Annotated in this window: 11 protein-coding genes and 1 other RNA gene; 9 read left to right on the forward strand and 3 right to left on the reverse strand. The window is 55.9% G+C overall.

The features are described from left to right. Nucleotides 1–119 precede the first annotated feature (119 nt). Together zipA and ligA are read left to right on the forward strand one after the other, a co-directional pair. On the forward strand, nt 120–938 hold the full coding sequence (gene zipA / locus H3H51_RS12995; RefSeq protein ID WP_183089482.1) for a cell division protein ZipA: 819 nt from the start codon (nt 120–122) through the stop codon (nt 936–938). 77 nt (nt 939–1,015) lie between these two features. Then, nucleotides 1,016–3,379 (forward strand): NAD-dependent DNA ligase LigA, encoded by a 2,364-nt coding sequence (gene ligA, locus H3H51_RS13000; protein ID WP_183089483.1) that lies wholly within the window; start codon nt 1,016–1,018, stop codon nt 3,377–3,379. Nucleotides 3,380–3,415: 36 nt separating this feature from the next. Here ligA and H3H51_RS13005 read toward each other — a convergent pair whose 3' ends face one another. Continuing rightward, the gene (locus tag H3H51_RS13005; RefSeq protein ID WP_183089484.1) at nt 3,416–3,694 is read right to left on the reverse strand and encodes an HU family DNA-binding protein; all 279 of its coding nucleotides are present in this window, start codon (nt 3,692–3,694) and stop codon (nt 3,416–3,418) included. A 72-nt stretch (nt 3,695–3,766) separates the two neighbouring features. Next, the gene (locus tag H3H51_RS13010) at nt 3,767–5,371 is read right to left on the reverse strand and encodes an esterase/lipase family protein (protein ID WP_183089485.1); all 1,605 of its coding nucleotides are present in this window, start codon (nt 5,369–5,371) and stop codon (nt 3,767–3,769) included. A gap of 270 nt (nt 5,372–5,641) precedes the next feature. Here H3H51_RS13010 and H3H51_RS13015 point away from each other — a divergent pair, with 270 nt between their 5' ends. The 7 genes from H3H51_RS13015 (at nt 5,642) to H3H51_RS13045 (ending at nt 11,982) form a co-directional block, all read left to right on the forward strand. Next, nucleotides 5,642–7,276 carry a methyl-accepting chemotaxis protein gene (locus H3H51_RS13015; protein ID WP_183089486.1) on the forward strand — a complete coding sequence of 545 codons (1,635 nt, stop codon included), beginning with the start codon at nt 5,642–5,644 and terminating at the stop codon, nt 7,274–7,276. 180 nt (nt 7,277–7,456) lie between these two features. After that, nucleotides 7,457–7,553, forward strand: an RNA gene (ffs, locus tag H3H51_RS13020) — signal recognition particle sRNA small type. 337 nt (nt 7,554–7,890) lie between these two features. Next, complete coding sequence (locus H3H51_RS13025; protein ID WP_183089487.1) at nt 7,891–8,544, forward strand: hypothetical protein; 654 nt, start codon at nt 7,891–7,893, stop codon at nt 8,542–8,544. Continuing rightward, entirely contained in the window at nt 8,541–9,320 is a 780-nt protein-coding gene (locus tag H3H51_RS13030; RefSeq protein WP_183089488.1) for a hypothetical protein, read from the forward strand. Before H3H51_RS13025 ends, H3H51_RS13030 begins: the two co-directional genes overlap by 4 nt. 15 nt (nt 9,321–9,335) lie before the next feature. After that, a complete protein-coding gene (locus H3H51_RS13035) occupies nt 9,336–10,220 on the forward strand; it encodes a hypothetical protein (protein ID WP_183089489.1) in 885 nt (294 codons plus the stop codon). Nucleotides 10,221–10,305: 85 nt separating this feature from the next. Beyond that, a complete protein-coding gene (locus H3H51_RS13040; protein ID WP_220790999.1) occupies nt 10,306–11,190 on the forward strand; it encodes a hypothetical protein in 885 nt (294 codons plus the stop codon). Nucleotides 11,191–11,445: 255 nt separating this feature from the next. Then, the gene (locus tag H3H51_RS13045; RefSeq protein ID WP_183089491.1) at nt 11,446–11,982 is read left to right on the forward strand and encodes a hypothetical protein; all 537 of its coding nucleotides are present in this window, start codon (nt 11,446–11,448) and stop codon (nt 11,980–11,982) included. Between the two features lie 306 nt (nt 11,983–12,288). Here H3H51_RS13045 and H3H51_RS13050 read toward each other — a convergent pair whose 3' ends face one another. After that, nucleotides 12,289–12,852 carry a recombinase family protein gene (locus H3H51_RS13050; protein WP_183089492.1) on the reverse strand — a complete coding sequence of 188 codons (564 nt, stop codon included), beginning with the start codon at nt 12,850–12,852 and terminating at the stop codon, nt 12,289–12,291. Between the last annotated feature and the right edge of the window lie 332 nt (nt 12,853–13,184).

Genomic DNA, 13,184 nt, shown 5'->3' on the forward strand with positions numbered 1-13,184 from the left:
GGCCTCAATTTTGTTACACGCGGAAGGCACCTGTAGAAACATACAGTTGTTCGCGTTGTTCAGGGGCAGGACGCCCTTATTCATCATCATCTTATTTGGTTCAGGGGCTCGAAAACTTCATGGAAATCGGTCTGCGCGAATGGCTGATCGTCATCGGCATCATCGTTATCGCCGGCATTCTCTTCGATGGCTGGCGGCGGATGCGCGGCGGCAAAGGCAAACTGAAGTTCAAGCTCGACCACAGTTTCAGCAACCTTCCCGATGACGACGGCGATCCGGAGCTGCTTGGCTCCGCCCGCGTGATCGAGCGCAAGCGCGAGCCGGAATTCCACGAAGAAGACATGCCGTCGCTGAGCGCATCCGAGCTCAATCGCCGCCGCAACCTCGAACCGCAGCAGGGCGACTTGAACCTGGATACCGAAGAACCGGTGCCAACCCTGCTGACCCCGGTTGACGATGAAGAAGCACCTGAGCAGCCGTTGAGCAAGAGCCGCGAAGCCTTGCCAGTGGAAGAAGTGCTGGTGATCAACGTGATTTCCCGCGACGAGGACGGCTTCAAGGGCCCGGCGCTGCTGCAGAACATCCTGGAAAGTGGCCTGCGCTTCGGTGAGATGGATATCTTCCATCGCCACGAAAGCATGGCCGGCAATGGCGAGGTGCTGTTCTCCATGGCCAACGGCGTCAAGCCGGGGACTTTCGATCTGGACGACATCGACCTGTTCTACACCCCGGCTGTGAGTTTCTTCCTCGGCCTGCCGGGGCCGCGCCATCCCAAGCAGGCGTTTGACGTGATGGTTGCTGCAGCACGCAAGTTATCCCACGAGCTGAATGGCGAGTTGAAGGATGACCAGCGCAGCGTGATGACTGCCCAGACCATCGAGCATTATCGTCAGCGCATTGCCGAGTTCGAGCGCAAACAGCTGACCCACAAGCGCTAAACCGTCTTCCCTGCGGGGAAGCCTGAAATACTCCAAGAGCAGCCACGGCTGCTCTTGTCGTTTGCGAGATAACCATCATGACCGACGCCGCCACCCGAATCCTGCAGCTGCGCGCCGAGCTGGACCAGCACAACCACCGCTACTACGTGCTGGACGAACCCAGTATTCCGGATGCCGAGTACGACCGCCTGTTCAATGAACTCAAGGCGCTGGAGGCGGCAAATCCCGAGCTGGTCAGTGCCGACTCACCGACCCAGCGGGTGGGCGGTTCTGCGCTAAGCGCGTTCGGCGAAGTGCGCCATGAAGTGCCGATGCTCAGCCTGGGCAACGCCTTCGAGGAAGCTGATCTGCTCGACTTCGATCGCCGTGTGCGCGAAGGGCTGGATCTGCCGGCTGGTGATCTGTTCGGCGGTGGCGTGGATGTCGAGTACAGCTGCGAGCCCAAGCTCGACGGGCTGGCAGTCAGCCTGCTGTACGAGCAGGGGAAATTGGTGCGGGGCGCCACCCGGGGCGACGGCAGCACCGGCGAAGACATCAGCGCCAACGTGCGCACCATTCGCAATGTACCGCTGAAACTGCAGGGCGAGGGCTGGCCAGCCGTGCTGGAAGTGCGCGGCGAAGTGTTCATGTCCAAGGCAGGTTTCGAGCGGCTCAATGCCAGTCAGGCAGAGAGCGGCGGCAAAACCTTCGCCAACCCGCGCAATGCGGCAGCCGGCAGCTTGCGCCAGCTCGACTCGAAGATTACCGCCAGCCGCCCGCTGGAGTTCTGCTGCTACGGCGTTGGCCGGGTTGAGGGCGAGCTACCGGCTACTCAGGTAGGCATGCTGCAGCAGCTCAAAGTCTGGGGGTTGCCGATCAGCCGTGAATTGAAGTTGGCCAAGGGCGCGCATGAGTGCCTGGACTACTACCGCGATATTGGTGAGCGCCGGCAGAGCCTGGCCTATGAAATCGACGGTGTAGTGTTCAAGGTCAACAGCATTGGCCAGCAGCGCGAACTGGGTTTCCGTGCGCGCGAGCCGCGCTGGGCCATCGCCCATAAATTCCCGGCCAGCGAAGAGCTGACCGAACTGCTCGACGTCGAATTCCAGGTGGGTCGCACCGGTGCGGTAACACCTGTGGCGCGGCTCAAGCCGGTCAAGGTGGCCGGTGTGATGGTGGCCAACGCCACGTTGCACAACATGGACGAAGTGGCGCGCCTGGGGCTGATGATCGGCGACACGGTGATCATTCGCCGCGCCGGCGATGTGATTCCGCAGGTGATGCAAGTCGTCCTCGAGCGCCGTCCAGCTGATGCGCGTCCGGTGCATATCCCCGAGCAGTGCCCGGTGTGCGGCTCGGCGGTGGAGCGCACCCAGCTGGTCAAGCGCAGCAAGGGCAAGGAAACCCTCAGCGAAGGCTCGGTGTACCGCTGCGTCGGGCGCCTGGCCTGTGCGGCGCAGCTCAAGCAGGCGATCATTCACTACGTGTCGCGCCGCGCCCTGGATATCGAAGGGCTGGGCGACAAGATCGTTGAGCAGTTGGTCGACACCGGCCTGATCACGTCGCCGGCGGATCTCTACACGCTGACCTACGAGCAGGTCGTGGTGCTCGAGGGTTTTGCCGATCTGTCCACCCGCAACCTGCTGGCCTCTATCGCCGAGAGCAAGCGCCCAAGCCTGGCGCGCTTCATCTATGCCCTGGGTATTCCGGATGTGGGCGAGGAAACCGCCAAACTGCTGGCCCGGGCACTGGGCTCGCTGACGCGCATCCAGGCGGCGCTGCCTGAGGTGCTGACCTGGCTGCCGGACGTGGGCGGCGAAGTGGCCCATGAGATTCACAGCTTCTTCGAGGATGAGCACAACCGCACGGTGATCGGCCTGTTGCGCGAGCGGGGCGTCGAGTTGCAGGAGGAGGGCGAATTGCATGCCGAGTTCGCCGCCTGCACGACCCTGGCGGGCTTTATCGACAAACTGAACATTCCCTTCATTGCGGCCACTGGTGCGGAAAAGCTGGCGTCGCGCTTCGGCTCGCTGGAAGGCATCATCGCCGCCGACTGGCTCGATCTGCGCCAGGTCGAGCGCCTCAACGAGAAGGCCGCTCGTTCGCTGCGCGATTTCTTCGACAAGCCGGAAAATGCCGCACGGGCACGCCAGGTCGAGACGCAGTTGCGCGATTTCGGCATGCACTGGGAGAGCGAGAAGAAACAGGTCGAGGGCCTACCGCTGGCCGGGCAGACCTGGGTGCTCACCGGTACGCTGGAAGTCATGAGCCGCGACGTGGCCAAGGACAAGCTGGAAGGGCTGGGGGCGAAGGTTGCCGGCTCTGTATCGGCCAAGACCCATTGCTTGGTGGCCGGGCCGGGGGCTGGCTCGAAGCTGGCTAAGGCCAGTGAGCTGGGCGTCAAGGTACTGGATGAAGCGCAGTTCCTCGCCGCCCTGGCAGGTTATGGCGTGACGCTCTGAGTCTTCAGGGGTAGCCCGGCGTCACGCCAGCAGCCCTTAGTTGAGGCTGTCGACCAGCGCCTTGGCCGGCACCAGCTTGATCACTTTCTTGGCCGCGATCTCGATCGCCTTGCCGGTCTGCGGGTTGCGGCCGGTGCGGGCTGGGCGCTCGCTGAGTTTCAGTTTACCGATGCCCGGCAGGCTGATTTCGCCATCGTTTTCCAGGGCGTCGGCGACGATTTCACTGAGCTGATCGAGCAGGGCGCGCACGTCGACTTTTTGCAGGTCGGTGGCTTCGGCGAGGTCGGAAATCAGCTGGTCTTTGGTGATGGCCATAAGGCGCTCCATGGGTGGGGAATCGGGCCCGCCAAGCGGGCAATACGGGGGGCACGCTATCACAAAGCGGGGTTATTCCGTCATTTGCGCATCGGGGTTCCACAGGCTGATGACGAAGCGCAGCTGGCCCTTGATGCCTGGCGTGCTGCCACTGTCGAACGGCACTTTTACCTCCACCTTGCCGCCGGCCAGGGCTTTGGGATCGAGGTCTTCGCTGGCCAGGCTGAAACCCTGGTCCTGCCAGGCGTAGCGGATCTTCCAGGCGGCCTTGGCGACGGCGGGCGGTTCCAGCTCCAGCACTAGGGCATTGCGAAACAGCGAGCTGCCCTCGTAGTGCTGGTTGATCCACAGCTTCTGCTCGATCTCGTAGTCCGGTACGCGCACGTTGAGGATCAGGTTGTAGGCCAGTGAGGGACGGTTCTGGTTGACCCGCGCCCGGTTGGCGAGAAACACCGATGACAGGTAGATCGAGCCGTTTTTCTTCGGTGCGCTTTTCCAGTCCTGATGGCGCAGGCACGCCACCGAGTCTTCTTCGGCGACCCGGCGGGTCAGGTACCACAGCTTGGCCCGTGGCGCCGCCATGGCTTCGAACTGGTACAGCGCATCAACTTTCTTGCCCTGATCTTCCGCTGCGCGCACCTCTGCCGGCAGACGAATGTCGGTGACATCCACCCACAGGTCGACGCGTACATCGCCGAACAGGAAACGCGTGAGGTTCTGGTAGGACTCCTCGCTGTTGACGATACCGAAGTAGCCGGAGTGGGCGCGGAAGGCGAACGCCTTGGCGCAGGGCGCGCCGGGTTTCTGCGTGTCGCTCAGGGCATTCAGCGTGGCGTTCTCGATGCGCACCAGGCCGTCGCTGCCATGCCCGGCAAAACTGCGCGAGAGGCCCATGGCCACTTCATAATCGTTGCGGTTGGTGCCGACCATGCAGAAAGTGCGTTCGGCAATCGGCCCTGGTAGCCAGTCGACCCGGCCCTGGGTTTCCTTGGGCAATTTGTCCAGGGCGAGGAAGCCAGCCAGGCGTTCGCGGTTGAAGTTGTTGATGTCGTTCCAGCTCAGCCAGCTGGGGATGTTCTTGCCAACCACATCGATGCCGTTGTGCGGGGTGGCGTAGGTGAAGAACTTGTCGACGTACTGCGCAGCCTTGTGCGGGTCCAGCTTGGGGTTCTGCAGCAGGCCGCGACAGACCAGGCCGCCCATGGAGTGGGCGACCAGGTAGCAGCGGAAGTCCTTGGGCGCGATACCGTTGTCAGGGTTGCCGCAGACCAGTTCACGCACCTTGAGAATCAGCTCGCCGAGCTTCTGGGAGAACACTTCCAGCTCTGGCGTCTTGCCTTTGCCGAGCAGCTGCGAAGCTTCGTCGTAGTAGCGATAGACGATGATCGCGCGGCTGCCGAGCTTGTGGCTCGGGTCGTCGTGCCATTCCTTGTCGAGGATGTCGTAGCCGTCTTCGTAGATGTCGCGGTAACCGAAATCCGACGCCAGGCGGATCACCGGCGATTCAAAGATGTACTTGCGTGGCTGGCGGTTGCGATCGGCCACTGCGCGATAGGTGGTGGAGCCCAGGTTGAAGCCGCAGAACGGGTCGGCACTGGTCTCGTCGATCTCCGACGGGGTCATGGCGTAGCCGCGGACGTAGATGATCGGGTGAAAAGGCGTGTGCTTGCTGGCCATGGGACGCTCCCTGCTCGTGGGTGGTGCGCTCCTGATACGGCGCGGCACTGCCGAACTGCGGGCAAGCGTCATGGGGCACGGGTAGGGCCGCCAGTGGCGGGCGACCCAGCACAGAGGCTAGCTGGCAGGGCGCGGATGTCACGTTGCGGGCGCGGCGAGCGGATGGCTGGTGCTGGCAGATGGGTTGCTGAGGTGGCCAGCAGCCAGTATTCAGCCAGCGTCTATGCTAGTCGATAAGCAGGCATATAAGACCCTGCTGTGGAGCTTGCTATGTTGCGACTGTTCTCTGATTTGGGATTCCGCTGGAAGATCGCCCTGCCGATTCTTCTGCTTGCCATTCTTCTGGTGTTGATGGGCAGCCTGGGTATGCAGGGCATCAGTCAGGTGGCTGATTCCAGCACCCGCCTGACCAATCGTTACCTGCCGGCGATCAGCCTGCTGCTCAATGCCGACCGTGACCTGTACCAGGCCTTCGTGGCCGAGCGCAGCCTGCTTGATGAAGCCGCTGGCGAGCATATCGCCGGGCTCAAGGCTTCCCAGGCCGAGAATATCCAGCAGGCCTACGACCGTGTGCACAAGTACGCGGACATGCAGCCCGGTGCCGAGGCGCTGAAGCTGGTGGCCGATTTCGACCGGGGCTTCGCCCAGTGGAAGGCCACCTCGAACAAAGTGGTCGAGCTGGCGGGCAGTGATCCTGCCGCGGCTTCTGCGCTGAGTTTCGGCGATAGCGAGGCGCAGTTCGAAGCCATGCGCGATCCGATCGACAAGCTCGGCGAGCTGGAAGACAACGCCGCCAATGCCGAAGGCAAGGCCGCAATAACGCTCGGTGACGAGCGCAGCTGGCAGCAGGGGCTGATTATCGGCATCGGCCTGCTGATCTGTGCGGTGCTGGTGCTGGGCTTCCCGATTCTGGTCACCCGTCCGCTGCATAACCTGTTGCACCGCATCGAGCAGATCGCCGATGGCGACGGTGACCTGCGGGTGCGCCTGGAAGTGACCTCGCGTGACGAGCTGGGCAAGCTCAGCGATGCGTTCAACCGTTTCCTCGACAAGCTGCAGCCGCTGATCAAGGAAGTCGGGCGGGTCACCGGTGAAGTAGCCGACTCGGCGCAAAGCCTGGCAGGCATGGCGGCAGCCAACGACCGCCTGATCAACAGCGAACACGCGGCGGTGGATCAGGTCAGTACCGCCGCCACCGAGATGAGCACGGCGGTGCATGAAGTGGCGCGCAATGCGCAGAATGCGGCCGATGCCGCGCGCAGCGCCGAGGTGCAGTCGCGCGAGGGCGCCGAGGTGGTCGGGGCGACCATCCATGCGATTCGCCAGCTGGCCCATGAGGTGGAAAGCGCCTCCGATACCATCCAGACCCTGGAGCAGGAAACCGCCAACATCGGCGCGGTCCTGGCCGTGATCAAGGGCATTGCCGAACAAACCAACCTGCTCGCGCTCAACGCTGCCATCGAGGCGGCGCGGGCCGGCGAGCAGGGGCGCGGCTTTGCCGTGGTGGCTGACGAAGTGCGGGCCCTGGCGGCGCGAACCCAGGACTCCACCAAAGACATCCAGCAAATGATCGAGCGTCTGCAGGGGGGCGTGCAGAATGCGGTCAAGGCCATGCATTCCGGCAGCGTCAAGGCGCGCGATAGCGTGGATCGCGCAGCTGGCGTGGATCAGGCGTTGTCGGCGACCGGTGATTCGGTAGCGCGGATCAACGACATGGCTGCGCAGATCGCCACCGCCTGCGAGGAGCAGAGCGCGGTGACCGAGGAAATCGCGCGCAACATCAGCGATATCCGCGACCTGTCCAACGAGGCGGCACAAACCTCGGAGCAAAGTACCCAGGCCAGTGCGCGGTTGTCCGAGCTGTCCCACGGCCTGGCGCAACTGGTGGGGCGTTTCCGTGTGTGAGTGATGGCGTATCCAGCGTTACCCAACAACCCGGGCACCTGCCCGGGTTGTTCGTTTCTACCAGGCCAATCCGAAGCAGAACTTGCGCGTCTGCGCTAAGTGGTTGAAGCGCTTGTAACTTTGCGTTCAGTCAGTACAATGGCGCGGCCCGTCGCCAGACGGGCGTCGTTATGGTGACCCCATCGGTCCCCCCGCAACGATTACCCGTTAACCTGGTCAGGCCCGGAAGGGAGCAGCCACGGCGGGAACATTGTGTGCCGGGGTGTGGCTGGTGGGGTTGCCTCCATAACGTAAGTCTTTAATTCTAAAAGACTTTCTTCACCAAAAAAACCAATGTGTGACAGTGAGTTGGAACACCTATGTGTCCCACTGCGCAGCTTAGGTTTTCTTCCGTACGATATCTAGCCTATCTCCTGCCTGTTCTGGCATTGCCTAAGCACTTTTCTCCGCATCGGTAGATGCCTGCTTGAGATATGTCTTTTGGCGACGACCCTTTGATGCTGGGTTGTTGCCGACACCTCGTAGCTTCGGCCGTTGAGCGGCATACCTGAGGCAATGGACAAACTGATAGCACATTGCTAGTTTTTTATGCTTGATGCTTATGGGGAGCCACCATGAAACGGCTATCAGTAGTTTTCGCCGCGACAATACCTCTATCTATATCCCCGCTGTACGCAAATGAGTGTGACTGTACGGTGCCTCAGGGGGCGTGCACGGCAAGTATTACCGTAATACCGACAGGTACAGGCAAGGGCCTTTATGGCGCCGACCTACAGATTTCTTCCTCAGCACAGAGCTGCGCTAAGGTTGAATATACGGTTGATAATACCCCTTACTTCACGGTAATGGCGCGTGGTTCTGGTGAAGACAGAATTCAAGGTACTTCTGAAGAGCCTTTAAATGACGCAAGAGTTAAATTATTGAAGTGTGTCATATGTCAGAAAGATGCAGATAAGCCTGTTCCTCCACAGTCTTCAGCTGAGGAAATATTTGGAGAGGCGCTGAGCTCTGATAGTCAGTTTGATGCGGATGCGACTGCTCAGAAGCTTGACGAAATTCAATCAAATAATTTGATGCCTAGTGTGGAGACCTTTATGGGGGTTGCAGCTGGTGCTCAGCAAATACAGTCTGCTGTTCAGTCTCAGCAGACTGCCTCGCAAGCTCCAAAGAGTGCTGCGGGGAATTCTACGCAATTGCACGTAGCTCCTATTGATCCCGAGGTGTTACGGCGGGCATGCATACAAAGCAAAGTGGAGAATTGTAAATGATCGGCGTGAATACAATGTCGTGGCGTTTGCTAGGGCTCTCGATTTTTGTTGCAGGCATGGCGGGCTGTGGTACTGCGCCCCCCGTACAGAGGTCTATTACAGATGGAATATTTGCAAATACACCACAGCAGGCTTCTTCCAATGTGGTGAATGGTGGTAAAGATAAAATTGCTGTTGTGCTTGTAAGTGAAAATACTAAAGCGAATGTTGAGTATTTGAAGGCGCGAAAGGCTGAGAAAGAAGATAGCGTTGTTTTGCGAGCAGTAGGGCAAGGGGCCAATCTTGATGCCTACGCCGAGGTGCTTGATCCCAATTTTTCTCTTGGTTGGATTGCGAAAAAACTCAAAACTAAATTTGGTTCCGTTAAATTAGTGTCTAGTACAAGTGAGCTCAGTAAATATAAGTATGACTATTTAGTTGTTGTGGATGCTATTTACCTGACCACCGGCTGGGGAGTTAATGACGCTACTGCTAGCTATACGACTCAGTTCTACAATGTAGATGGGCAGCATGTTGCAGACGCAAAAAGCTACCGTAAGACGCAAGTGCGTAGTGGTGGAGGTGGCGGCCCACATGGCGTTGAACTATTCAGAGCTAATCATGCGGTACGAGTTGCTGCACTCGAAGAGTGGGATAGATCAATGGATCAGGTGGTTCAAATACCTAATCAGTATTCCACTACTGGTGAGAGTGTAACGGATGCCTGTGTAAAGTCTGCGTTGAGCGTGCAGAACCCCACTCTGCGTCAGCAGGCTATTGGTGCCTGTAATCCTTAGAATCAAGGATATCATTTGACTGTAGTATATCTCGATCAGAATAAATGGATTGAACTCGCTCGCATCAAGAATGGGAAAGAGTCATCAGATCGTGCTCGTCAGTTGCTTGCTGAAATTGATGCAGCACGCCAAAGCGGGTTTGTATTTCCATTATCAGCCATTCATATAATGGAATTTTCCCGTATAAAAGACCCTGAGCGCAGGGCTCGTTTGGGTAAGGTGATGTGGGAGTATTCAGCCGGCATCACTACAACTCCCTTAAAGATAATGCTGTGCTGGGAGTTAGAGGTGGCATTCGCCAGTAAAGGTTACGCCATAACGCCCGAGAAACCATCGTACTTAGGTCAGGGTATTGCCCATGCTTTCGGTGAGCAACTAGATCACCCAATTACTGCTATGTTTTCGAAGGAAATCGATAAAGCGATGCTATGCGGTATGAAGAACACCCCTCCTATTCAGTGGGGAGCAAGTTCTGAGTGTCGCGATAATTTTGCCAACCATTTGCGCTCAATTCACAAAATGAAGGGCGACCTTGAAAGAGATAAATGGGAAGACTGGATGTATGCAATATCTATGGCTGACATTGTTGAGCCGCTGCATATTGTTATGAGTAAGTACAAGATTCCAGTTTCTGAAATTGAGACTTGGGGTGTTGATGGTATTAAGTCTTTTATGGACTCCATGCCTACTCGAAAACTAGATATCCATCTTCATCGACAAGTGCTCCAAAATCCAAATTATAAACCTAAGCATAGTGATTTGGAGGATTGGGCTGGTTTAGGTCCAGCCATGTGTTATGCAGATATTGTTGTGTGTGAAAAGCACTTTGCCGATTTGGCCTGTCGCAGCAACTATCAGCACAACTCGAGAGTTGAAACTAGTATTTATAATGTATTTTAGGCTGTGCAGGCCCTGCCTGTGAGGTTGACAGATAGCGGCTTGCATTGTGGCTGATCAGGGCTCTGCTGTATTTATGGTATAAATGATGACTATTGCAAGCGTCAGGGTCTTCGCTCCAGAGCAATGGGGGCAGGTTGATATTTTTCGTCACTTCCATATAGGCACGCATTCGTTCAATTCTGATACCAAGAAGGCAATTTCAGGTATAACAAATCATTTTCAGAAAGCTTTGACGCTATATGAACTCGCGCTTAAGCTTTTACCCAATCTTAATTTAGATGAAGAGGAATTGCTGAATAAAGGTTATACGGGCGCGGCAAATTCAAGAGAATTTTCTGCAGTTTTAGAGGAGGTATTTACAGAGCTATACTCATCAATTGATTGCACCAGAAAAATCATTGCGAATATTTATCGCAAAACTAGAAGGTTGCCGAACTCAACACGACAGCTCTTTGATCGAGTAAATAACAATATCCTCGGGGACGATTTCCCGACTGAATTAAAATTGGCTATTTCGTCATCAGACTGGTATGGAGAACTTTTAGCAATTCGCGATGAGTTAACGCACTCAGATATTGGAAACTGTCATCTCGATCAAAAGACTCGGCTAGTTACCTATATGCATGTCGGTATTAGGCGCAACGGAGAGCCGCTCATCATAGACGATGTTCTGGGGCGAATTAAGATTTTAATTAATTCTGTCAATGAATTTCTAGGATCTGTTTTTCACTTCCTAAATTCAAAACTACAGCCTGTTGAAATTGATCAGCTATGTGGCTTCTTTAAAGGAAGAGGGTATTTGAGGAAGCTAGCTTTGGAGTTTCCAATGGATTTTAATAGTGGAATTTGCATGTCACATGTTTGGTTTGATGGCGATCTTCAATTCAAATGCCCTTTTGTAGGGACATGTGGCGCTTATGAGCGTGCAAAATTCAATGCACCCACTCCATTTTCAGGGAGCGGTTCTTAACCCAATCTAGGGCAGGCAGGGCACGCAGCAGGCTTCGATTTTAAAATATTGTGGCTTGGTAGGCAGGATCGGGGCTTAGACTGTAAACAGCCGAGTTCAAAATGACTGTTTTGATACGCTAAACCGTGTCTACACCCAATTGCAGAGTTCGGCAATGTCACCTGCTGTCTTCAGTTGTTCTGTGGGTGCTGGCAGCATGGCACGTACCAGGGTGTGCTACATGTATAGAGTGTACCCGCAAAACGAGTAGAGCTAATGGATTCGACTATATGGGCTGCAGTAATAGCAGCCGCAATTGCATTTTTGTCGTTGGTGATAGCTAAGGAGCAGAAGGTTTCGGAGTTTCGGCAGACTTGGATTGACTCGTTAAGAGAGGAGGTGGCAAATACAATCTCTAATCTTATTTTATTGCACTCTGCCTTGATGCGGAAGGCTGATGGGGATAGTGTTACGGCTAATGATGTGAGCCCATATATTGCTTCGGTTAATGTTGCAATGAGTAGTGCTCATATGAGGCTCAACCCTGCAGATAAAGATGGTGCGGATTTAATCCGTGCGCTGGAGGATGTGGAGAATTTTTTTAATCGAGAAGTAGCAAATTGTGAAGAGTTGCAGGTGTTAATTGATTCTATTCGCCCCGCAGCTAAGGTGGTTTTAAAAAATGAATGGGAGCGTGTTAAGAGAGGGGAGTTTATATATCGTTGCTGTCTGGGTCTTGCGTTAGTTTCACTTGCTTTGTCATTAATCTATGTAGGTTTAGGTTCTGAGTTGTTGTCTGCTCTAGTTAGATGAAGATGTCATTATGGCGCATAAGAGCAAGGGAAGATTAGTTACTGGCAGATCAAATATAAGCAGATGTTGAAGTAGAAGTATCGGCGAAGCGTGTGCCTACAGTCGCGATGGGAATACGCAAGCACGACGATCAGCGTTAGTTGGGTGGGGGCAAGTCTTCAGCTATACGATAAGGACCTGCAGTAGCTCTGAGGGTGGATAACTAAATCCCGGTACTATGAGCGAGGTCCTTAACACCTAGCTGAGGCGTACTTCCATAGTCGTCCAGAATCCGCAAATATCGTGGCTTGGTCGGCGGAGGAGGGCTCAGGCGTTCCAGCGCCGCTTTACTGTGGCAAGGCTGATCTGAAGTTCTGTCGATACCTGGGATTGGCTTTTACCTTCGGCTTTGAGCACCTGAACCTGATCAGCAGATGCTTTCATTGGTCGCCCCAGGTTCTTGCCTTCGCTCTTTGCACGGCTGAGTCCTGCCTGTGTGCGCTCAATCAGTAAGTCTCTCTCAAACTCTGCAACTGCCGACAGTACTTGCATAGTCATCTTGCCTGCGGCACTGGTTAGATCGACCCCTCCGAGGGCAAGGCAGTGAACCCGGATACCTCTGGTGTCCAGCAACTCAACTGTTGATCGTACGTCCATAGCATTGCGGCCTAAGCGGTCTAGCTTGGTCACAATCAATACGTCTCCACTCTCCATACGCTCCAGAAGCTTCTGGAAGCCTTTGCGCTCACTCGCCGCTACAGAGCCGGATACGGTTTCCTCGACCACGCGCTGAGATTGCACATCAAAGCCCGCAGACTTGACCTCTAGAACTTGGTTGGAGGTGGTCTGATCGGTGGTGCTAACGCGTGCGTAGAGAAATGTGCGACTCATCCTAAATGACTCCTACTAGGTATCAATAACGTGGAGTCATTATATGTTGTGGTGTCTAAAGTGTAAAGGGTAATTTATGACACCGGTTTTGGCGTTGGATTTTCCGGTGTCGTAAACGACCGTATTTGATACCGAAACCTTAGAAGGGTAGCGGTCGGTTAGGGCGGACAAATGGCCCTTCAGGGTTGAGGGGCTGGCGGTTGGAGAAAGCGAAGGGGTGGCTAAGCCCTGCATTGTTGAGTGCCCCGAAAATAGGGGCCTGTAGGGGAGGTTGCGGAGTCAGGCTCATGATCTGGCCCGTAGACCTGATCAGTTCTTCATAGATTTAGAAA

This window comes from Aquipseudomonas ullengensis, from assembly GCF_014174475.1.
GTDB lineage: Bacteria > Pseudomonadota > Gammaproteobacteria > Pseudomonadales > Pseudomonadaceae > Aquipseudomonas > Aquipseudomonas ullengensis.